Source organism: Bacillus subtilis subsp. subtilis str. 168, assembly GCF_000009045.1.
Taxonomy (GTDB): Bacteria; Bacillota; Bacilli; order Bacillales; family Bacillaceae; genus Bacillus; species Bacillus subtilis.
In genome coordinates this window covers 2,256,031-2,275,697 of the sequence record NC_000964.3, presented here as the reverse complement: position 1 = coordinate 2,275,697, position 19,667 = coordinate 2,256,031, and the positions used below count along the sequence as shown (strand labels likewise).

The 19,667-nt window shown below is 33.6% G+C and carries 24 protein-coding genes and 1 other RNA gene; 14 read left to right on the top strand and 11 right to left on the bottom strand.

All coding sequences use genetic code 11. The features are described 5' to 3' along the window. The 4 genes from yokJ (at position 1) to asrG (ending at position 1,993) form a co-directional block, all read left to right on the top strand. Positions 1 to 498, top strand: a complete 498-nt coding sequence (yokJ, locus tag BSU_21570) for a conserved protein of unknown function; phage SPbeta (RefSeq protein NP_390040.1) — start codon at positions 1 to 3, stop codon at positions 496 to 498. A 63-nt stretch (positions 499 to 561) separates the two neighbouring features. After that, positions 562 to 1,140: a conserved protein of unknown function; phage SPbeta gene (yokK, locus tag BSU_21560; RefSeq protein NP_390039.1), complete on the top strand. Its 579-nt coding sequence runs from the start codon at positions 562 to 564 to the stop codon at positions 1,138 to 1,140. A gap of 35 nt (positions 1,141 to 1,175) precedes the next feature. After that, on the top strand, positions 1,176 to 1,709 hold the full coding sequence (yokL, locus tag BSU_21550) for a putative N-acetyltransferase; phage SPbeta (protein ID NP_390038.1): 534 nt from the start codon (positions 1,176 to 1,178) through the stop codon (positions 1,707 to 1,709). A gap of 104 nt (positions 1,710 to 1,813) precedes the next feature. Then, positions 1,814 to 1,993: antitoxin small RNA (gene asrG, locus BSU_misc_RNA_77), an RNA gene on the top strand. Here asrG and bsrG read toward each other — a convergent pair. After that, entirely contained in the window at positions 1,988 to 2,104 is a 117-nt protein-coding gene (gene bsrG / locus BSU_21546; RefSeq protein YP_009513970.1) for a phage toxin; type I toxin-antitoxin system, read from the bottom strand. The two genes, asrG and bsrG, sit on opposite strands and share 6 nt — an antisense overlap. 230 nt (positions 2,105 to 2,334) lie before the next feature. On the opposite strand from bsrG, the gene yolA reads away from it, so the two are divergent. After that, positions 2,335 to 2,802, top strand: coding sequence for a conserved exported protein of unknown function; SPbeta phage (yolA, locus tag BSU_21540; protein ID NP_390037.1), 468 nt, complete (start codon positions 2,335 to 2,337; stop codon positions 2,800 to 2,802). A gap of 5 nt (positions 2,803 to 2,807) precedes the next feature. After that, entirely contained in the window at positions 2,808 to 3,164 is a 357-nt protein-coding gene (yolB, locus tag BSU_21530) for a conserved protein of unknown function; phage SPbeta (RefSeq protein ID NP_390036.1), read from the top strand. A gap of 42 nt (positions 3,165 to 3,206) precedes the next feature. Here the strand turns inward: yolB and yolC are convergent, their stop codons facing one another. Next, positions 3,207 to 3,542, bottom strand: coding sequence for a conserved phage protein of unknown function; phage SPbeta (yolC, locus tag BSU_21520; protein ID NP_390035.1), 336 nt, complete (start codon positions 3,540 to 3,542; stop codon positions 3,207 to 3,209). Positions 3,543 to 3,715: 173 nt separating this feature from the next. Here yolC and yolD point away from each other — a divergent pair, with 173 nt between their 5' ends. From yolD to bdbB, 8 genes are all read left to right on the top strand, one after another. Beyond that, a complete protein-coding gene (gene yolD / locus BSU_21510; RefSeq protein NP_390034.1) occupies positions 3,716 to 4,048 on the top strand; it encodes a conserved hypothetical protein; phage SPbeta in 333 nt (110 codons plus the stop codon). Further along, positions 4,041 to 5,291 carry a lesion bypass phage DNA polymerase; phage SPbeta gene (gene uvrX, locus BSU_21500; protein NP_390033.2) on the top strand — a complete coding sequence of 417 codons (1,251 nt, stop codon included), beginning with the start codon at positions 4,041 to 4,043 and terminating at the stop codon, positions 5,289 to 5,291. The genes yolD and uvrX overlap by 8 nt, the downstream gene beginning before the upstream one ends. A 101-nt stretch (positions 5,292 to 5,392) precedes the next feature. Next, on the top strand, positions 5,393 to 5,710 hold the full coding sequence (gene sunI, locus BSU_21490; RefSeq protein NP_390032.1) for a protein of immunity to sublancin: 318 nt from the start codon (positions 5,393 to 5,395) through the stop codon (positions 5,708 to 5,710). Between the two features lie 296 nt (positions 5,711 to 6,006). After that, complete coding sequence (gene sunA / locus BSU_21480) at positions 6,007 to 6,177, top strand: sublancin 168 lantibiotic antimicrobial precursor peptide; SPBeta prophage (protein ID NP_390031.1); 171 nt, start codon at positions 6,007 to 6,009, stop codon at positions 6,175 to 6,177. A gap of 57 nt (positions 6,178 to 6,234) precedes the next feature. Continuing rightward, a complete protein-coding gene (gene sunT, locus BSU_21470; protein NP_390030.1) occupies positions 6,235 to 8,352 on the top strand; it encodes a sublancin 168 lantibiotic transporter in 2,118 nt (705 codons plus the stop codon). Beyond that, the gene (gene bdbA, locus BSU_21460) at positions 8,349 to 8,762 is read left to right on the top strand and encodes a bacteriophage SPbeta thiol-disulfide oxidoreductase (RefSeq protein ID NP_390029.1); all 414 of its coding nucleotides are present in this window, start codon (positions 8,349 to 8,351) and stop codon (positions 8,760 to 8,762) included. The genes sunT and bdbA overlap by 4 nt, the downstream gene beginning before the upstream one ends. Beyond that, complete coding sequence (gene sunS, locus BSU_21450; RefSeq protein ID NP_390028.1) at positions 8,762 to 10,030, top strand: sublancin glycosyltransferase; phage SPbeta; 1,269 nt, start codon at positions 8,762 to 8,764, stop codon at positions 10,028 to 10,030. The genes bdbA and sunS overlap by 1 nt, the downstream gene beginning before the upstream one ends. Then, positions 10,027 to 10,473: a thiol-disulfide oxidoreductase B; bacteriophage SPbeta gene (gene bdbB / locus BSU_21440; RefSeq protein ID NP_390027.1), complete on the top strand. Its 447-nt coding sequence runs from the start codon at positions 10,027 to 10,029 to the stop codon at positions 10,471 to 10,473. Before sunS ends, bdbB begins: the two co-directional genes overlap by 4 nt. A gap of 55 nt (positions 10,474 to 10,528) precedes the next feature. Here bdbB and bhlB read toward each other — a convergent pair whose 3' ends face one another. From bhlB to yomH, 9 genes are all read right to left on the bottom strand, one after another. Beyond that, the gene (gene bhlB, locus BSU_21430) at positions 10,529 to 10,795 is read right to left on the bottom strand and encodes a holin-like protein; bacteriophage SPbeta (RefSeq protein ID NP_390026.1); all 267 of its coding nucleotides are present in this window, start codon (positions 10,793 to 10,795) and stop codon (positions 10,529 to 10,531) included. 10 nt (positions 10,796 to 10,805) lie between these two features. After that, entirely contained in the window at positions 10,806 to 11,018 is a 213-nt protein-coding gene (gene bhlA, locus BSU_21420) for a holin-like protein; bacteriophage SPbeta (RefSeq protein NP_390025.1), read from the bottom strand. Positions 11,019 to 11,105: 87 nt separating this feature from the next. Further along, the gene (gene blyA / locus BSU_21410) at positions 11,106 to 12,209 is read right to left on the bottom strand and encodes a bacteriophage SPbeta N-acetylmuramoyl-L-alanine amidase (RefSeq protein ID NP_390024.1); all 1,104 of its coding nucleotides are present in this window, start codon (positions 12,207 to 12,209) and stop codon (positions 11,106 to 11,108) included. Positions 12,210 to 12,228: 19 nt separating this feature from the next. Beyond that, positions 12,229 to 12,447, bottom strand: a complete 219-nt coding sequence (locus BSU_21409; protein ID YP_009513969.1) for a hypothetical protein; phage SPbeta — start codon at positions 12,445 to 12,447, stop codon at positions 12,229 to 12,231. Further along, complete coding sequence (gene yomD / locus BSU_21400; RefSeq protein NP_390023.1) at positions 12,437 to 13,261, bottom strand: conserved protein of unknown function; phage SPbeta; 825 nt, start codon at positions 13,259 to 13,261, stop codon at positions 12,437 to 12,439. Before yomD ends, BSU_21409 begins: the two co-directional genes overlap by 11 nt. Before the next feature lie 169 nt (positions 13,262 to 13,430). After that, complete coding sequence (gene yomE, locus BSU_21390) at positions 13,431 to 15,365, bottom strand: putative glycosyl hydrolase; phage SPbeta (RefSeq protein ID NP_390022.1); 1,935 nt, start codon at positions 15,363 to 15,365, stop codon at positions 13,431 to 13,433. Between the two features lie 36 nt (positions 15,366 to 15,401). Beyond that, entirely contained in the window at positions 15,402 to 16,223 is an 822-nt protein-coding gene (gene yomF / locus BSU_21380; RefSeq protein ID NP_390021.1) for a conserved hypothetical protein; phage SPbeta, read from the bottom strand. Positions 16,224 to 16,238: 15 nt separating this feature from the next. Next, positions 16,239 to 18,866 (bottom strand): putative DNA wielding protein; SPbeta phage, encoded by a 2,628-nt coding sequence (yomG, locus tag BSU_21370; RefSeq protein ID NP_390020.1) that lies wholly within the window; start codon positions 18,864 to 18,866, stop codon positions 16,239 to 16,241. Positions 18,867 to 18,877: 11 nt separating this feature from the next. Next, positions 18,878 to 19,636, bottom strand: a complete 759-nt coding sequence (yomH, locus tag BSU_21360) for a conserved protein of unknown function; phage SPbeta (protein NP_390019.1) — start codon at positions 19,634 to 19,636, stop codon at positions 18,878 to 18,880. Positions 19,637 to 19,667: the final 31 nt, after the last annotated feature.

Sequence of the window (19,667 nt, the reverse complement as noted above, 5' to 3'; positions counted from 1 at the left end):
TTGAGCATTGACATGTTAATCAAGAAGATTGCTTCTACATCAGACTGTCGGCTGTTTGAAGCTGATGGTCTCCCAGTAATAGACGAGAAGCATCAACTACCAAAAGATATTAGTGAATTTTATGAACAATGTGGTGGAGCAGTTTTATATGAAAATGCGGATTATCCAATATACATAGTACGACCAGCTGAGTTTGAATTAGCTAATCCCATTATTGTTGGGGAGCTCTGTGAAGAAGACATTTCATCCGAGTGGTATATTGTTTGCACGGATGGAAAAGGAGAATACCTAACAATTGACTTAAACGATCAGCGAAAAGGAAAATGCTATGACAGTTTTTTTGATCGACATGGAATAGTCGGCGAAACACAGGTGATAGCAAGTTCATTTACAGATTTAATACAGCGACTGCTTGAAAATAAGGGTAAACATTGGTATTGGTTAAGGGATGATTATGTATCACTAGGCGATGCATATGATGGCATAGAAATTGAATAATCTATTAAACAAAAGTATTGCAATTGTTCATTGCTAAAGATGTGCAATGCGGAGGGTATTAAAATGAGCTTCACTAAGATCGAACAAAAGTTGAAAGAGTTTACGATTGATGCTGGCAGATATCCTAGCATTAATACAAATGAACAACTCAAAGAGCTTGAAATGAACATAGGCAATCAATTACCTTCAGATTATAAGGACTTTTTGAAGAAATATGGAGGATGTTATTTAGAAAGTAAAAAAACAACAGATGAGATTGAGTATGACGTTTGCTATAAACCTTTAGAGAAAGATCCATGGATGGGCAAGGGCGATGATACACAATTGTTAGAAGGTTTTTATGGTTTAGCGAATGATCATAACAGTCTTCAGAAAGCAATCGATACATATTCTGATCGCTTTCCTAGAAATATTATTCCTATCGCAAGCTCTGCAGGCGGGAATGAAATATGCATGGATATCGATAATGGAAAGATATTGTTTTGGGATCATGAATTAAGTCATCCCGACAAAGACTTTTTCTTAATTGCCAATTCGTTTGAGGAGTTTGTCTTCAGTTTAGTTGATGAACCAATTGAAGCTGATAAAGAAGATGATGGAATTCTGTATATTGAATTAGATGATGACTTACTAAGCAGTTAAGAAATCGTATGGAAATAACTGGAGGGAAAGTTAAAATGGCAGTTACTTATTGGACAGGGGAGAATCTTACACTGCGAGCAATTCAACCTGAAGATATCGTTATATTTGATTCGTTAGATGATGAAATTCTGCGAAATATGGACTCGCTACATTTTCCTCGTTCAGCTAATAACATGAGAGAATGGGTAGAAGAACAATTAGAAAAAGATGAATTCCGTTTTATTGCAGTTGAAAGTGATAATAATATAGTAGGTATGATTGAAACCTTTGACTGTGATAGGAAAAATGGTACCTTCGGTTATTATTTGGCTGTATTCGAGCCATATAGGGGCAAAGGATTTGCCAAAGAAATGATCTTGATGGTTCTTCGCTTTTTCTTTTTGGAACTTGCTTATCAAAAAGTAAATACAACTGTTTATTCTTTTAATAATCCATCCATACGATTACATGAAAAATTAGGTTTCATGAAAGAGGGACAACTAAGAAAGATCATTTTCACTAAAGGTGCCTATTATGATGGTATTTGCTTTGGGATGACAAGAGAAGAATTTGAACTGAATCATGGATAATATCACTTGTGCATCGATAAAGTACTGGGTTCCAATAAAATAATGGTTTTATTCACCAAGCAATAGTATTGCAAATACCATTTTTATATGGTTATAATTAGGGTAATGATACAATTATATAATTATTTTTTGCATTTTGTTTAATTAAATGCATAAAATAAAAAGACCAGGGTGTTGGTAGCACCCTGGCTCTGTACAAAAGCTGCCCATCAAAGGGCTTGCTCGTTGTCAAATCTGCGTAGGCCTAACCCTTCAGGTGTCCAAACTCAAGGGAAGGTCTATTTTTTCTTTTGGCTTGACGTTACAATCATCATTATATTGAAGATCAACAAGACGGTATTTAATATCAATCCGCCAAAATTGATCATTATCATTAATGATTCGTAAACAGTCATTTTCCCACCCCTTTCATAGGGGATGAGCAAGACTCCCTTGAGTGAGCAAACTTTATGTACAGGAAATATTATACTATACATAAATGTCCTTGTCGTTAAAAATTCACAATAAATTGACAATATGAAAAGAACTTGCTTAATGCAGGTTCTTTTTTTATTTCAAATATTAAACAATTCCCTTCAAATGACGATATTTAACATGTAAACTTGTACCAAGGAGGATTTAGGAAATGAAGAAGAGAATTACATATTCACTGCTTGCTCTTCTAGCAGTTGTTGCTTTCGCTTTCACTGATTCATCAAAAGCAAAAGCGGCAGAAGCATTACCACTCTACTATCTACAAATTACAGGGATTACATCAGACGGAAACGATTTTGCTTGGGATAACCTCACTTCTAGTCAAACCAAGGCGCCAAACGTTTTGAAGGGGAATAAACTATATGTGAAAGCTCGTTTTATGGGTTATACCAAGTTAACAGTTATCACAGGCAAAGACGGTAAGAATCTGTTGTATAACGGTACAGCTAAAATGTTTAAATCTGATGCTATCCTTGGTCAAAATAAGGTGGTAATAGGCTGGGATAAATATTTTGAGATTCCCATGGACGCACTTCAAGATAACTCTATACAGATTAAAGCATTGAGCTCAGGCACCACTTTTGTTTACAGTCAAAAAATTGATTTTGAAAGAGAGTGAACCAGGTGATTAGTACTTCTAATTATGATGTAACTAAAGATCCAAAATTCTTAGCTTTTTGTAGCTTAGCAACAGAAGGGTATGGACAGAACAATACTCAGCAATCTTCAATAGGTTTTAACGAGTTTTGCGAAAAACTTGAGAAAAATGCGATCGTTAAACCCGAGAATAAAAAAAGCACGCTTGATTTGAATAAGTCTTTAGAAGACTGGAAATTGAGATTTACTGCAGGCGGAAACCTTTCTACAATGGATTCGCAGGTATTAGATGTTATCAAAAAAGCTTATAACTTAGGCATGGTTAATAAAGATAATATGCTATTACGAAATGAAGCAATTAATGCTTATAGAAATTCTATTTAAATAATGAAAACAATGCCCAGCTTAAATAAAGAGCTGGGCATTTTACTTATTGGGGTTATTTGCTTTCAAATACTCTCGATGTTCTTTCTCCAATTTATTAATATCATCTTTTAATATATAGATCTTATATTTTTCCTTTGCTTCTCTAGACAGATTATCTTTTAAATACTCACGGAGCTTTGCTTCACTTTTGGTTTGATCCATGCCAATTGTAATTGCCGGATCTGTTTGACCAATTTGCACACTGAATATACCAAATTCATCCCGAATATTATCAATTACTTCCAAAGGGGACTTTTTATTTGCTTCGATTAAAGTAATACCTGACATAATCAAAGCAGGAACTAAGACCAAAAATCCGATTAGCCTCTTCTTCATTAACCATTACACTCTCCTTCATGGAAAAGAATCCCTCCTTTATTAATACTACGCAAATCATCATTGACCTTTATATTTTATTACCAACATTTACATCGAACTTTTGTTCTGGTTTATCTTGAATGAAGAACGTTTGTTCTGTTAATATTAGATCAATAAAGGAGTGGGGCGATATGCTTAGAGATCGAGGAACAATCAAATGGACATCAATGATGCTTCCAGAACATTTGACACAGCTTAAACAAGATTTGATTGATGTATCAAAAATTGAAAAGCCATCCTTAGATGATCAACAAATTGAAGAGATGGATATTCTCGTCTCTGAGGCACTTGAATTTAACAAAGAGTTGCAATTTAAACTTTTTCACAATGGATTCGTTGAAAATGTCACCGGCAGAGTCCATTACATAAATTTTGAACAACAAAAGCTTCACGTAAAAGACCAGAATGACAATACAGTTTATATCAACATGAATAACATCATAGGAGTTACATACAATGATTGATTACTCACAATTTCCACGTAAGAATATACTTTGTGTCGATATGAAATCCTTTTATGCTTCTGTATCGGCTGTAACAATGGGGCTTAACCCTTTAACATGCTATCTTGCTGTTGTAGGGAATACGGATAGACAGGGAAGTGTAGTGTTAGCTGCATCTCCTGCACTTAAAAAAGATTTTGGAATCAAAACAGGATCGAGACTATTTGAGATACCTGAAGATCCAAGAATACACATTGTAAATCCACAAATGAAGCTTTTCATCAGAGTTTCAACTGAAATTACAAAGCTGTTTTACAGATTTGTTCCTGAGAAATGTGTCCATACGTATTCAATTGATGAATCTTTTTTAGATGCAGGAAAAGAAGATCCTGAAGAAATGGCCAAAGCAATCCAAAGCAGCATGTGGAGAGAATTTGGTTTGATGTGCACAGTTGGTATTGGAGACAATATGCTACTCAGTAAGCTTGCACTTGACCTGGAGAGTAAGAAAACAAAGAGTGGCATTGCACGTTGGAGATATGAAGATGTACCAAATAAACTCTGGAAGGTTCGCCCTTTGTCTAAAATGTGGGGGATAGGAGGGAGGATGGAAAGAAACCTAAATCGGATGGGAATATCGACTATAGGTCAGTTAGCCAAATTTCCTTTAGAGCTGCTTGAAAAGAAGTTCGGAATAATGGGAAACCAGTTGTACTACCATGCTCACGGAATTGATTTATCAGAAATAGGTGCTCCGTTGATGCAAGGTCAGATTAGTTTCGGTAAGAGTCAGATTTTACTGAGGGATTACACAAGGAGTGAAGAGATTAAGGCGGTTCTTCTGGAGATTTGTGAAGAAGTCGCAAGAAGGGCACGTACACATAATAAAGTTGGTCGAACAATCAGTCTGGGAATTGGGTACAGTAAGGATGAGCTTGGTGGTGGTTTTCATCGTTCCAAAACAATTGATCTTCCTACAAGTATCACGATGGATATTTATAGATGCTGCTTGATGCTTTTTAATAAGTTTTACTCGGGTAAGACTGTGAGAAGTGTCTCAGTCACGTTATCGAATATTGAGGATGATGTTAATCAGCAGCTGAGTTTATTTGAAGTGGATAATGAAAAGAGAAGGAAACTCGGTTTTGTAATGGATGGGATTAGAAGTAAATACGGCTCTAAAGCGATTCTGAGAGCAGTTTCTTATACACCAGCAGGAACTGCACTTCAACGAGCTGGATTAACAGGTGGGCATAAGAGTTAAGATAAATTTAAACTTATATAACACATCGCTTAAAGTTTTTTTGTTTTAAAAACTTAAAAAACATGGTAAAATTATATAAAAACATAAGAAAGAGTGATTATATGGAATATGTAGTTATGATAATCATTTTATTAGCACTTTTCTTTATTTTTACTGTTTTCCTAAATACACGTTATAGTTTTGATGAAAAATGCTTAGTCTTAAAATTTGGTTTATCTAAAACAGAAATTCCAATTAATCAAATAGTTAGTATTAAAGAGTCAGACAAGTATGGAGTTGCAGATAATATCGATTATAAAATTGGTATGCCATATGCTCAACCAGATAGAATTGTTATTGAAACTACAAATAAGCGTTTTCTAGTTTTTTTAAATGGAGCTCAACAATTTATTCAAAAGTATAAAAGGGTTAGTGTTTGAACATAAAAAAGTACCTTCTTACAATAGAAGGTACTTTTTTGTATCTATAATTATTAAAAATTTACCTAAATTTTTATCATTATTAATTCAAAATAAATCCATAATAGTCAATTTTATTTAGTGTATTACAACCAATTCTGTTTATTGATAGGTAATAAAGTTTTTTTTCTATGATTTATGAACAAGTTTCCTTATAATTTTCAAAAAAAAATAAAAAATATGGTTGAATTTAGATTTATCTTCCTTTATATTAAAAAATGTAATCCGGATTGCAAACAAATGGGGAGGTTTTACAAATGGAAAAGCTATTTAAAGAAGTTAAACTAGAGGAACTCGAAAACCAAAAAGGTAGTGGATTAGGAAAAGCTCAGTGTGCTGCGTTGTGGCTACAATGTGCTAGTGGCGGTACAATTGGTTGTGGTGGCGGAGCTGTTGCTTGTCAAAACTATCGTCAATTCTGCAGATAAAACATTTGTAGAGGGAATATTTTAAATATTCCCTCATATTTAAAGCGGGGATTGAAATTGAATAAGAAAAAGAAATATGTTCATACTAAACAGTTTAATAGTCATGATTGTGGACTAGCTTGTATCTCGTCAATTTTAAAGTTTCATAACCTTAACTATGGAATTGATTTCTTACTAGACCTAATTGGGGATAAGGAAGGCTATAGTTTAAGAGACTTAATTGTTATTTTTAAGAAGATGGGGATAAAAACTAGGCCACTTGAATTGCAAGAAAATAAGACATTCGAAGCCCTAAAACAAATAAAGCTCCCTTGTATAGCTTTGTTAGAAGGGGAGGAATATGGACATTACATAACAATATACGAAATTAGAAATAACTATTTACTTGTTAGTGATCCTGATAAAGACAAAATAACTAAAATAAAAAAAGAGGATTTTGAAAGTAAATTCACAAACTTTATATTAGAAATTGACAAAGAGTCAATTCCTGAAAAAGAAAAAGATCAAAAAAAACATTCTTACTTTTTTAAGGACATACTTTTTAGAAATAAATTGATCGTTTTTGTGATTTTATTGACTTCCTTGTTCGTTGTGGGTCTTGCTGTAGCTGGGTCGTTTTATATAAAGTTTCTAGTTGACCTAATTATCCCAAGAAGCTTAAGAGAATCTTTAATCACAATCACTTTAATATTCATAAGTATGGTCTTAATAAGGTGCATCTTCGATTTTGTAAGATCATATTTGATAATAAAATTGTCTTACAAAGTTGATAAAGAGATGTCAAATGTTTATTTTAATAAAGTAACAAAATTACCTATTAATTTTTTTGAAAACAGAGAAGATGGAGAGGTAATTTCTCGATTCAATGATGGTATATATATTAAAGACTTTTTTAGTGCTAACTTTGTTACTGCAATAATTGATATAATTTTAATACTGGGATTAGGAGTTATTTTATATAGAACAAATAACATTCTTTTCTTAACAATTATTCTCCCGATTTTGCTACTTTCATGTCTAGCGATTTTGTTTTTTGATCATCTTAAAAAGAAAAATCAAAAACTGATGGAGGATAAGGCTAAATCTACCTCTCTTTTAATTAATTTTCTGAAGAATATGACAACTGTTTATTCTTTAAATAAAACCTCGTTTTTTTTAGAAAAATTTCATCTTACATATGATAAACAATTAAATTCAACCTTTAGTGTAGCAAAGGCAGTTATTAGCAATGAAATACTAAAAGGATTAATTCAAAACTCTTTTACAATAATTATCCTATGGGTTGGGACAAGACAAGTTCTAAATGATTCAATGAGTTTGGGTACACTGCTATTTATAAACACATTAGCAGCCTTTTTGCTAAGTTCACTAGATCGTATATTGAGTATGCAATCAGATCTTCAGCAGGCACATGTTGCTTCCATAAGATTTTTTGACGTAGTAAACTATCCAGTTCAGCAAGATAGCAATGAGAATTTAACTGAACTTGATTTTATTCAGAATATCAAAACAGTTAATCTTAATATTGGGGCAGACCCAATGCGTTATATAGTTGAAGATATTAATTTAATATTAGACAGAAAGGATAAAGTCCTTATTATTGGAGAAAGTGGTACTGGAAAAAGTACGTTTGCAAAAAGTTTGTCTAAATTGTATAAAGTACCCGATAAGTCAATTTATTTAAATGGATTAGATATTAATCGATACGATCATTTATCAATAAGAAAAAGGATTGTATATATTGACGAAAATCCTTTTCTTTTTAAGGGAACCATTAAAGAGAATCTTTGCATGGGAGAGATTTTTGATCAGAACGAAATTGAAAACGCGTGTATAATGTCCCAATGCCATGAATTCATTTGTAACTTGGACAAGCAGTACAGTTATAAATTGTCTGAAAACGGTTCCAATCTATCTACAGGACAAAAACAACGGTTAGCATTAGCAAGAGCAATTTTACATCAACCACAAGTATTAATTTTAGATGAGTCATTATCTAACATTGATCCGGATAACACAAAATTGATTTATGAAACCTTACACAGGATGGATTGTTTAATTATTCTTATAACTCATAATGACCCAAGTAACTTCAAATACAATAAAAAATTAGTATTCAGAAACAATAGGATTATAGAGTCGAGCTACTCGGAAAATAAGGAGTATTCTATATGAAAAAGTGGATTGTTTTATTTCTTGTTTTAATAGCAGCAGCCATTAGTATTTTCGTTTATGTTTCTACAGGTAGCGAAAAACCTTTTTATAATGATATAAATTTAACTCAATATCAAAAAGAAGTAGACTCTAAAAAACCTAAATTTATTTATGTTTATGAGACAAGTTGTCCTCCTTGTCAAGAAATAAAACCTGAGTTAAATGAAGTAATTAAAAAAGAAAAGTTAAAAGTACAGGCTTTAAATATTGAAGAAAAGGAAAATTATAACACTGAATTTTTAGATAAATATAATTTGAATAAAACTCCAACGATTCTCTATTACAAAGATGGCAAAGAAAAAGATCGGTTAGAGGGCTATAGAAGTGCAAGCCAAATAGAAAAGTTCTTTGATAAAAATGGTGATAGATAATGAAACTGAGTGATATTTATTTGGAATTAAAGAAAGGCTATGCCGATTCTTTATTGTATTCAGATTTGTCATTGTTGGTTAATATAATGGAATATGAAAAAGATATTGATGTGATGTCAATTCAATCTTTGGTTGCAGGTTATGAAAAATCAGATACTCCTACAATAACATGCGGTATTATAGTTTATAACGAAAGCAAGAGAATTAAAAAGTGTTTAAATAGTGTTAAAGATGATTTTAACGAGATTATTGTTCTAGATTCATACTCCACTGATGATACCGTTGATATTATTAAATGTGATTTTCCTGATGTTGAAATTAAATATGAAAAGTGGAAGAATGATTTTTCCTATGCTAGAAATAAAATTATAGAGTATGCTACTTCCGAATGGATTTATTTTATTGATGCAGATAATTTATACTCTAAAGAAAACAAAGGGAAAATAGCTAAAGTAGCTAGAGTTTTAGAGTTTTTTTCTATTGATTGTGTAGTTAGTCCATATATAGAAGAATATACTGGACATCTATATTCTGATACACGAAGAATGTTTCGGCTCAATGGTAAAGTTAAATTTCATGGGAAAGTGCATGAAGAACCTATGAATTATAATCATAGTCTACCTTTTAATTTCATTGTGAACCTTAAGGTTTACCATAATGGATATAATCCTTCAGAGAATAATATAAAATCAAAAACACGAAGGAATATAAATCTCACAGAAGAAATGTTAAGATTGGAGCCCGAAAACCCAAAATGGTTATTCTTTTTCGGCAGAGAACTACATTTACTTGATAAAGATGAAGAAGCAATTGATTATCTGAAAAAATCAATAAACAACTATAAAAAATTTAATGATCAAAGACATTTTATAGATGCTTTAGTGCTATTATGTACTTTATTATTGCAGAGAAATAATTATGTTGACTTAACTTTATATTTGGATATATTGGAAACTGAATATCCAAGATGTGTTGATGTTGATTACTTTAGATCTGCAATTTTGTTAGTAGATATGCAAAATAAACTTACTTCTTTAAGCAATATGATTGATGAAGCTCTTACAGACGAGAGATACAGTGCTATAAATACAACAAAAGATCACTTTAAAAGAATTTTAATAAGCCTTAATATTCAACTCGAAAATTGGGAAAGAGTAAAAGAAATATCAGGGGAAATTAAAAATGATAATATGAAAAAAGAAATTAAACAATATCTTGCCAACTCACTCCACAATATTGAACACGTCCTGAAAGGAATTGAAGTATGAATACAAGATATGTAAAATCATTTTTTTTATTACTGTTTTTTCTCTCTTTCTTTGGCACAATGGCTAGTTTATTCTACAGTGAGATCATGCATTTCAAACCATGTGTTCTATGTTGGTATCAAAGAATATTTCTATATCCTATACCTATTATCTTACTAATAGGCTTATTAAAAAAAGATCTTAATTCGATATTTTATGTTGTTTTCCTTTCATCAATTGGATTGATTATTGCGTTTTATCATTATATTATCCAACTTACACAAAGCAAAAGTGTCGTATGTGAAATTGGAACCAACAGCTGCGCAAAAATTGAAGTAGAGTATCTAGGCTTTATTACATTACCCTTAATGAGTTCAGTATGTTTTGCATTGATATTTGGTATAGGACTGAAATTAATTATCAAAAGCAAGAAATTAAAACAAAATCAACATGTATATAATTGAATAAGAAGTAACCCGCCTTGTAAGAGGGAGGGTTACACAGGTAATCCGAAAAAAGCTATTTAAACAAGTTCTCTTTTTTTAGAACTTGTTTTTGTTTTTTTCCTTTTGCAGTTATGTAATTGTTTTTGAACCATGCTGCGGTAGTAGTACTGGTTGTGAAGACGATAGTGAAAATTGTATATAAACAATCATATAAATGATTTATGTCCTCTTCGTTAATGATGAATGCTGCTTTACCCAGCATCACCATTATTTGATTGAGTAAAGCTATTGCGAGCAAAAGAGTCCTAACAATTGTGCCTTTATCAATATTCTCAAACATTGAATTCCTCCTACTTAAAATTTTGTTCGATTTTATCTAGCTTTTCAATTACAACATCGTACTTTTCACTGAATTTACCCAGTACTTCGTTTTGAGAATCGATTTGATTATAAAGTTTCGACTCTCTTTCCTTACTAGTTTTCATTACGTAGAAAAGTAGCCAACAAAATAAAACAGCAAATGGCCCCTGGGTACTTAAATATTGTGTTATATCCATTTCCATAAAATGTTCACCACCTTAGTACCATAGAAAAGGATATTTACTGAAACATATTGATCAATAAACATCCTCCGAGAAAATTGAATATAATTAGATTGTTGATCCAAACTGTCCCGAGATATATCCACGTTTACCTTTATAAATAACTTCCCAGTAGCCATTGGAATTGTTTTTACCTTTAACTGAACCAGAAATTGAAATAGTGCTTCCAAGCTTAACTGTGCCAATATTTTTAGAACTATTTCGATCAGGCTTGTCCATTACGATTGCAGCGCTTGATACACCGACAATTTTGATTTTTCCTACGGATTTAATAGATGAGGAACTTGAAGAAGTTGATGTTGTTTTTGGGGCAGAGGAAGAGGTTTTAACTGATCCTGTAACATCAACATATTTGTCAGAAGCAGTGATGTAATATGTAGTGCCTTTTGAGTTCTTAACTTTGTATTGATAGGCAGATCCAACTTTAACTTTCTCTACAACTGTAGGAAATCCGATGCCTTTATTTACTGTGCCGACAACATCTTTATCTTCCCAAGATGGTTTTGAATAGAAGCGAAGTCCGTCAACTTTTGATTTTAGTGAACCACTTACTGCTGATGAAGAGGAAGGGGAGGAGGTTGTTGGTTTAGTTGGAGAAGCTTTTGAAACAGATTTGCCTGACATTTTTGCCTTTACTCGATTTTTAAAGTCTACAAATTTTTGGCTGTTAGATACCCATGGTGCAGGGCAATTCTTATGGGTGATGTCATAATGACGAACAATATCATCAATAGGATCTAAACCAAACTTATTACATAATTCAACGAACACATCCTCAGTTCTTTCAACTGTATCTGAATGGAATGAACCGTCTTTTTCAAGGCACATTTCAACTCCAATAGAAAGAAAGTTAGCGTTAGGTTTCAGCGCAGCAACTCCTCGATAAGGATTTCCGGCACTATCTCTTTGCTGAATATCATTTGCATGGTAAGCTACTTCATTTAATGGAATGATACAAATTGCTTCAGCCTTATCTACGAAAATGTGAGCTGATGCATAAACTTGTGCATTACTGAAGTATCTTCGATGATTGTCTGCACCTGCACCCGGATTGGCTGTATAGTGTAGGACGCATTTTTTCACACCCTGTAATTTCAAACCTGGTCTAGTATACTTATTGACTGGAATGTAGCTATTAGTGAAAACTGACATAAAAACATCTCCTTAATTTCTAATTAAAAAGAGCCTCGAATTCACCATTTTCATAGCGATTTCGAAACTCGTTGAATTGAATCTCATTATTGTTGGATGTTCCATAAATTTCATGGAAAAGATTGTGGATTTTCTTAGTTAGAGGGATTCCGAGTCCATAATTTAAATGAAGTCTTACACATTCATTTTTAATTTGCTCAAGCTCATTGACAGTAAAGTCGCCAATTTTAGAGTTCAAAACTTAAATTGCTCAGTGCTTCTTTAACAATCTCGCTAAAATTCTTTTTATAGTGGTGCACATGAAGGTCTTTTGTAGAGTTTGTTATTGCACATTTAAATGAATATTTCTCTAATGAGGGCTTCGTCCAAACTTCATAAACAGCTTCTCTTAAAGTTTTATTTAACGAAGAAATACCGCCTTTCCATCTAGAGCTATTTTCGCCTGTGAAAAGAAGTAAATAACACTTTCTGCAGTTTGCTAAACCTCTTACCATGTTATGAAGTGGAGCGTATTGAACTCCTAAGTCTATATGTTCCTTGCATAGAAAAGGGAGATTTTCTTTATTGTGATGGTATGTATCGAATAAAGGGATAAACCCACGATCAGAAAAAGCTGCTTGTGCACATTCAACAGTGTATTTTTTAGCACCTTTACATTGAAAACACTCTTCACCTTTAAAGAAGTTGCTGGGAAGGTGCTCCCATATATGTCCTTCAGGGCACTTAGCTTTTAGTTTAGAATGACAGTTTTTATAGGTGCTTAAAATCTCATAGCCTTTAAGGGCATATCTACTTTTCACAGTACTTATGTTAAGCCTTTTTTTAAGGGAGCCTTCAATTATCCTGCATTCTGGACAACGAGTACCTTTTTTAAAGTGTTCGTAGTTTACTTGCCATGTGTGATTATGTCGACATCTGACTTTCACCTTTGTTTTCGAATTTACCATGTCTCCAGAAATGTGAATGTAGTTATTCTGAGCTAATAAATCAATAAATTTCTTTTGAGTTTCTTCACGTTTTTTTAAATGATAATCTGATATCTTTCTTGCCATCTATCCACCTAATAATTAAATTTGAGCACAAAAAAGAGAGAAGGGGACTAAACCCAATCTCTCTTTATCTCACGTATGCTCTTGTTATCTCTGTTTTTCAAGTATGTATTTTGAATAAAATCTATATTTTATCTAGAACGTAACCACCACCTTTATTGTTCCTTTATTCTTAATCCAAGTTCAAGCTAGGTATATTACCTACGTTACCCGACACTCGTCTTCTGTCTATATCTGATGGAGTTCTAATGAAAGCTGTTCCTTCAACATCACTATAAACTGAGTTTCCAGTTACAATTAAATCGTTTGTTCCAGTGTCTTCTTGAATAAAGTAAAGGTGATAATCAGAGTGGCATTGCTTGAAAACATTATCAGAGAAAACAGCTTCTCTTACAGATCCCCAAATTGCGCGATCAATATTATTAGTGATAATGTTTCCTGAACAAATTGCATTTTGAGAGTTTTTGTACCGGACGAAGGTTTTTAAGGATTTTGCGAGGTTATTCTTAGTGAAGATATTTGCAGCATTACCCACCCAAAGGGCAGTACCGCTAAATGTGATCTCAGAGTCAATTAGTTTAATAATTTCTCCTTCAGCAACGTTGATGCACTCGTTGGCTATATTGGAAATATACATTCCTTCAATCGTTATAGACTTGCCGATCCCGTGAATACTCACTCCTCGGTCTGTAGCATTAACCAAGCTGCAGTCTTTCATTTTAAATGATTTTATATTTCCACCTGCGATCAATCGGCAGCTACTCTTATTTACACTGCTATTGCCATCAATTTCAATGCCTTCTATATAATTGTGATCTGTGATTCGCAACAATTCATCAAGTGAGTGATTTGGATTTCGAAGGAGTTTAGTGTAGGATCGTCTTTCACCAACAATTGAGACATTTGAAGGGAGTTCAATTTTTTCACTAGCGCTAGTTGTATTCTGCTTACCGATTAAATATGTACCTTTCGGAAAATGTAGTTTCCCTCCACCTTTTTCAGATAAATCACTAAGGGCTTTTTTAAACTTAGCTGTATTATCGATTAAGCCATCTGGTGAGAAGCCTAAATCTAATACATTCCAAGTAGGCTTGGATTCAATAAACTCTACACGTCTGTTTAGACTTGTTGCCAAACCTCTTCCTTCTTGAACTTCAAAAAATCTGCTATCTGTATCGTCATCAGGATATGAAATTGTTAAGGTATCGACCACTGCACGTTCAATGCCATCACTAATGTTATTAATATATTTTCCTTCAACAGCAGTTTGAGAGCTTCCACCACCATCTAAAAGAAATGCATTAATACAGCCTTCAGATAAAAATAAAGATGGCATATCATAAGCTGTAATACCACTGGATCGAAGTGAGCGGCCATCTACAGTAATGATAACTAGTGTACCATCAGATCTTTGCCCAATGGCTTGTCGAGGATGCTTAACATTTAAATCTGCCCATGTAGTCATTTGAGCCGTTCTTGGCTTAGAATCTTTAACTAGCCAAATGCCAAAAGCAAAAGAGTTTCGTGCGCCTTTAGAAATTAGGATGTCGGCATCAACTTCTCTGTTTCCGTAAACCTTCATAGTTCCATCATCAAAAAATACACAAGCCTCAGCGCCTGTGTATCCAGCAGCGTCATAATCTTTGTAGAGAACTCCGTCTTTAATTTGAAGCCCCATGACTTCACCATTTGATCGCCAACCACTAGCGTTTATTGCAACAACAGATCTTTTTCGTTTTGCCATACTTAAAACTGTTTCACGATTTGTTGTACCAAAATAAGAAGATGTGGGATCAATGGATTTTTCAAAGTCATATGCAAACGTTTTTTGCACCATACTTTTTTTAGCTTCGGTTGTTTTAGGAGTAACCTTTGTAACATAGTACTCAATACCAAGTGTGGCATCCTGTTTAAAAGAACTTGTTACTGTAAAATATCTGTCATCAGTTAATACCTTGTTTAAAATTTCTGTTGTTTTCGTTTCTACTTCATTAAACTTCTGAGTAATCTTAGGAGCGGTGTATTCTTCTCCTTCTGAAGCTAGTAGTTCAACAGGCATCGGAACATATTTATCTAAATTTTGATCATATCTATAAAAACCAGCCATAACTTTCCTCCAATAAAAAAGATCCCGGAGGGGATCTTAGTCAGTTTTGTACCATACTTGTCCTGAATCTGGTGCTGTATCTGAAACAACAACTCGTTTTTTCTCAGGTGAAAAAGAGGCATCCTTATACCAGATATAATTTGCATTAAATGGTTCTGTTGCGCTTAGGAGTATATTAAAACCTTCATATACTTCGGAAGTTCCAATATCTACCCACTCAAATCCATCCCATCGATAAACGATTTTTGTTTCTTTAACAGTCACCGTCCAACCAATCTGTGGGGTTGGGTAATAGGTGAAAATATCTGAATAGGTATAGACAGATGGTTTATAAATTTTTCTTGTGTTTTCTACAACTTCTTCATAATTTGATGTAGCCTGTCTACACCAGGCTGTCACTTCTTGGCATCGTTTTGTAACTCGTTCACATTCAGCTATACGTTCATTCATTCGAATTATTGTATCTTCAGCTTCATCGATAAGTCCTTGAAGAGTTTCAATAACCATATTCCCTTGTCGTTTTATCCAAATTCGAGAGGCAGGGAAGAAGGAAGCTCCTTCACCACTATAATTAAAGGTTAGCGATTTTCCTTCATTTGAAGCATTAAAAAAGACAACTCCCATAAGGTAATCAACCTTAAAATAGTTGTCGTCAAGTTCTCCATCTTCAATCTCTCGCCATTCCTTGTTGTCCCCAGTAACTTCAACACGAAATTCTCTGTTCGGAATCTCAGTTAGGAGTGCTCTTCCATTAAATATTGTCAATGTTTCATTGTAAGTTAGATAGGGGTCTTCAACAGAACCTATTCTCTTTTTACTTAATATTGGATCATTATATAATTTAGCAAAATCAGCCAGTTTAGTTCACCTCCGTTAATTTTGTTGGTAGGCTTCCCAGATATATTTAACGTTTAATTTATTTCCTCTGCAGTTACTATCTGAGCCTGTGACAAATAGATTGTTTCCCAAAGCACCGTATCCTAAATCTCCTCCAATAAGGGAAAGTCCAGTTGAAGTAACTTGATAGGCATAGCCCCCCAATTGGCTTTCAATTACTAGTTGACTGTCTTCAGGTGAAATCGGAGTTATTTTGACTAAATCAGGAGTAAAGGTAAGGGGGATTTGCTTACTGAGAGTGCCGTCTCCTGTATAAATACCTTTTGCAAACTTGGGAGGAATGGGGATGTTTTCAGCTAATGCATAATCAGATGCTGCTCGTCCACCTAGCATCTCTGCATTACCGTCTATTGAACCACTAATGATCCCTGATTCATTACGCACTGGTATAGAGTTTGGAGAAGTCGTTGTTGAAGCTGTAAAACCATTCAAGGAGTCTGCTGAACCTGCAGATGAGACAACCCATTCTTCTCCGTTAAATAGTTCTTGTTTATTGTTCTTTGGATTGATCCAGATTGTCCCTTTTTCCGGATCTTCTGGCTTAGCTTCCGTGGAGATTGTATAGAGGCCATTAACTCTTCCACTAAGACTTCCTTTAACTTCAACCGAATTAGAGGGGAGGTAGGGGTTCTCTGAAGGAAATTGGGGTTGAATAATGTCGGAAAGTATACGTCCGCTGCTATCAATAGACGCTTCAACAGTCCGGTAGGCTTGAATTCCAAACGTATAATACTTATTTGAAACCTGGCCTGTAAGGGTTGCGATTCTCTTATCATAGCTAACCGATAGATACTGTTCAGATGACATCTTTGATCCAAATATATAGGTGTCTGAAGATGTATCTGAGTAACAGTGGACAAGGAATCCGTCAATATTGTACTTATCCTCTTTAGAATTTGGGAACTGCCATTCAATGGAGATATCAACCGATCCATTATCGTTGACAACATGTGTTATTGCAGTTCCGTTATTAAGAATAGTTGGGTTTGCCACAGGAGATGAGATACGATCATTACGTGCATTGTAATTAACAAGAAGTGTATCATAATCAATTTTTTTCTTATTATACTCTGTGGATGCTTTCTTAGTTGTATACAAAGTATTAGCAAATTCCTGTTCCAATGACCTGGCTCTTTTCCCGTTTGAGAGTGTAACCTGTATACTCTGTTGATCAAAATCGAAAGTCATCCCTGAAAGGGTTGCTTTGACATCGGTTCTGAAATTCTTATTAACTACCCTGATTATATCTCCGAGATATATTCTATCCCAAAATGCCTTTTCGCTATTAACATTAAATAGGTTTACGATGTTCGTTCTGATATCAACAGGGGGAGCGTTTCTATTGCTCAGTTCCTCTAACCCTTTTTCGTAAAGCTCTGTCTCATCAAAAATATTATCATTAGTCCAATCATCTTCAAAAATAAAATAAGACAGTTGTTTCTTAAGCTCCTCACCAAGAAACTTGTCCATCGATAAACGGTCTTTTAGTTTTTCTATTTCCTGAGAAATGTTTGTGATTTGCGAGTTTATTCTGGATATTTCAGCTTTTTTGGCGGTAACTTCTAATAGTTTTGCATCTCTTTGTTTAATAAGATCTTTTGTGTCGTCACCGGCTTTTTTCGCTACGGTTATCTTATCTAAAATTTGCTGTAGCTCAATGTTTTCAAGAGTGAAGAGTTTATTTTCTTGAGTCGTTTTTTGGGTTTCTAAATCCCTTTTTTGGTTTAAAAGGAGGTGGAAAGAAGAGCCTTCTTTATTGACAAGTTCATTATAATCCAAAATCGCATGACATAAATCATCATCCATGTAATCACTGTGTGTTATTACATTTCTGTTTTTATCACGTTTAAAAGGATATAGAAAATAAGAAAAATCGTCCAAGTAACTCTGTCCAGTAGGGTTTACCGAATTAATCACAATTCCGTCTTTACCTGTGATGTTTAAACGTGTTACGACTTCATCAATATCAATGGTATCTTCCATATCAATCATAAATCGTTCAGGGGAGAATTGGACACCTTTGTACTTGGATACTGTGTCTTTCTTATAAAAAGAGACAGTGTTCTTTACAGTGTCGAAGACTGGGACTGCCTCAAAAGTTTCCCATATCGTTTTTAAAAACTCATATCTTGTTGAAGTGACATCAAATGATCGTCTTTTTTCATTAAATGAAGGATCAATATAACCGATATTGAGTCTTGTGCCTTTAAGACAATCAGTGGCCACTTCCTGTAGATTCTTTGAAACTCCTTGATATGACCTTATTTTGTTTTTATGAAGGATGTACGGTAGTCCTTGACATCTAACTTGTATTGTTTGCTCCTCATTTTCTGATTTTGTTAAACCGGTTATCACAAACCATTCAACTCTGTTTAAGAATTCTGCCTTGATAAGATACCACTCACGCATTAGTTTTGCCACATGGTTTGGCTTCATCAAAAAATTATACCTGGCTTTGAGTGGAATATTAAAAGATAGATCATTTAAATCAGCAAAGCTTAGATTAAGAGATACATTTGAGAAATCCGCAATATTAGCGATTTTCTTTTTATTTGGTTTTGCTAAAGAAAGGAGGATTTCGCCTGGTTTAAACTTATTTAACAAAATACATCCTCCTATAAATATTTGTATCGGTATTTTAATCGAATATAGCACTCACCATTTATTTTAATTCTGTTTTTACCTCTTGTTAAAATCACATACTCTTCATTTACTTGGTCATAACATTCATAACCCGAAATACTTGAAGTGATCAATTTTTTATTGGAATCAACATTGATAACTTCATGATGTTTTATTCCCGTAAACTTCAGAGGTGTTCTATATAAAGTTAAGTTCTCAACAGTTATGTCACCGTCGCCTATCTTCTTAAATTCAAGAGATAACGGAATGTCCACATCTCCTATGTTTTCAATTTCAATATTCTTAACACCTGATGTGACATCAAACCAATGAGTTGTTGTTTCTTGTCCATATTTATAGGGGAATACCTTCATTGTGAGCTTCACATATCCATCGTTAGAACAGTTATGAACTAAATCTGTAGCGTTTATTGGCAAGGCAAAATAAATTATGTCTAAATTTCTACTAAAGGAGAGAGGTTTATAATCATCTACATTTAACCAACGAGCAACTCTTCGAACATTTTTTTCATCTAGATGATTTTCTATGTAAAAATTCAATGGGATCTCATATGGCTCAAGTTTGACATTGTCTACATATGGTTCTGAAGATAGCCTAGTGTATGTTTCATTTACTGTTCTATTTGCAATAAACGACTCCTCTAAAAGTCCTCCTTCTGTATTTACATTTACGGCTCCTAATTCATAAGAAGGGATATTATTGAACATAAAGTATTGACTTTCTCTAATCATGAGTTTCCACCTCAAGTTAAGTTAAATAAAG

Excerpts from the sequence above, each read along its gene's own strand:
- yokK (NP_390039.1), top strand. The coding sequence starts at position 562 with ATGAGCTTCACTAAGATCGAACAAAAGTTGAAAGAGTTTACGATTGAT.
- yokL (NP_390038.1), top strand. The coding sequence starts at position 1,176 with ATGGCAGTTACTTATTGGACAGGGGAGAATCTTACACTGCGAGCAATT.
- bsrG (YP_009513970.1), bottom strand. The coding sequence starts at position 2,104 with ATGACTGTTTACGAATCATTAATGATAATGATCAATTTTGGCGGATTG.
- yolA (NP_390037.1), top strand. The coding sequence starts at position 2,335 with ATGAAGAAGAGAATTACATATTCACTGCTTGCTCTTCTAGCAGTTGTT.
- yolC (NP_390035.1), bottom strand. The coding sequence starts at position 3,542 with ATGAAGAAGAGGCTAATCGGATTTTTGGTCTTAGTTCCTGCTTTGATT.
- yolD (NP_390034.1), top strand. The coding sequence starts at position 3,716 with ATGCTTAGAGATCGAGGAACAATCAAATGGACATCAATGATGCTTCCA.
- uvrX (NP_390033.2), top strand. The coding sequence starts at position 4,041 with ATGATTGATTACTCACAATTTCCACGTAAGAATATACTTTGTGTCGAT.
- sunI (NP_390032.1), top strand. The coding sequence starts at position 5,393 with ATGGAATATGTAGTTATGATAATCATTTTATTAGCACTTTTCTTTATT.
- sunA (NP_390031.1), top strand. The coding sequence starts at position 6,007 with ATGGAAAAGCTATTTAAAGAAGTTAAACTAGAGGAACTCGAAAACCAA.
- bdbA (NP_390029.1), top strand. The coding sequence starts at position 8,349 with ATGAAAAAGTGGATTGTTTTATTTCTTGTTTTAATAGCAGCAGCCATT.
- sunS (NP_390028.1), top strand. The coding sequence starts at position 8,762 with ATGAAACTGAGTGATATTTATTTGGAATTAAAGAAAGGCTATGCCGAT.
- bdbB (NP_390027.1), top strand. The coding sequence starts at position 10,027 with ATGAATACAAGATATGTAAAATCATTTTTTTTATTACTGTTTTTTCTC.
- bhlB (NP_390026.1), bottom strand. The coding sequence starts at position 10,795 with ATGTTTGAGAATATTGATAAAGGCACAATTGTTAGGACTCTTTTGCTC.
- bhlA (NP_390025.1), bottom strand. The coding sequence starts at position 11,018 with ATGGAAATGGATATAACACAATATTTAAGTACCCAGGGGCCATTTGCT.
- blyA (NP_390024.1), bottom strand. The coding sequence starts at position 12,209 with ATGTCAGTTTTCACTAATAGCTACATTCCAGTCAATAAGTATACTAGA.
- yomD (NP_390023.1), bottom strand. The coding sequence starts at position 13,261 with ATGGCAAGAAAGATATCAGATTATCATTTAAAAAAACGTGAAGAAACT.
- yomE (NP_390022.1), bottom strand. The coding sequence starts at position 15,365 with ATGGCTGGTTTTTATAGATATGATCAAAATTTAGATAAATATGTTCCG.
- yomH (NP_390019.1), bottom strand. The coding sequence starts at position 19,636 with ATGATTAGAGAAAGTCAATACTTTATGTTCAATAATATCCCTTCTTAT.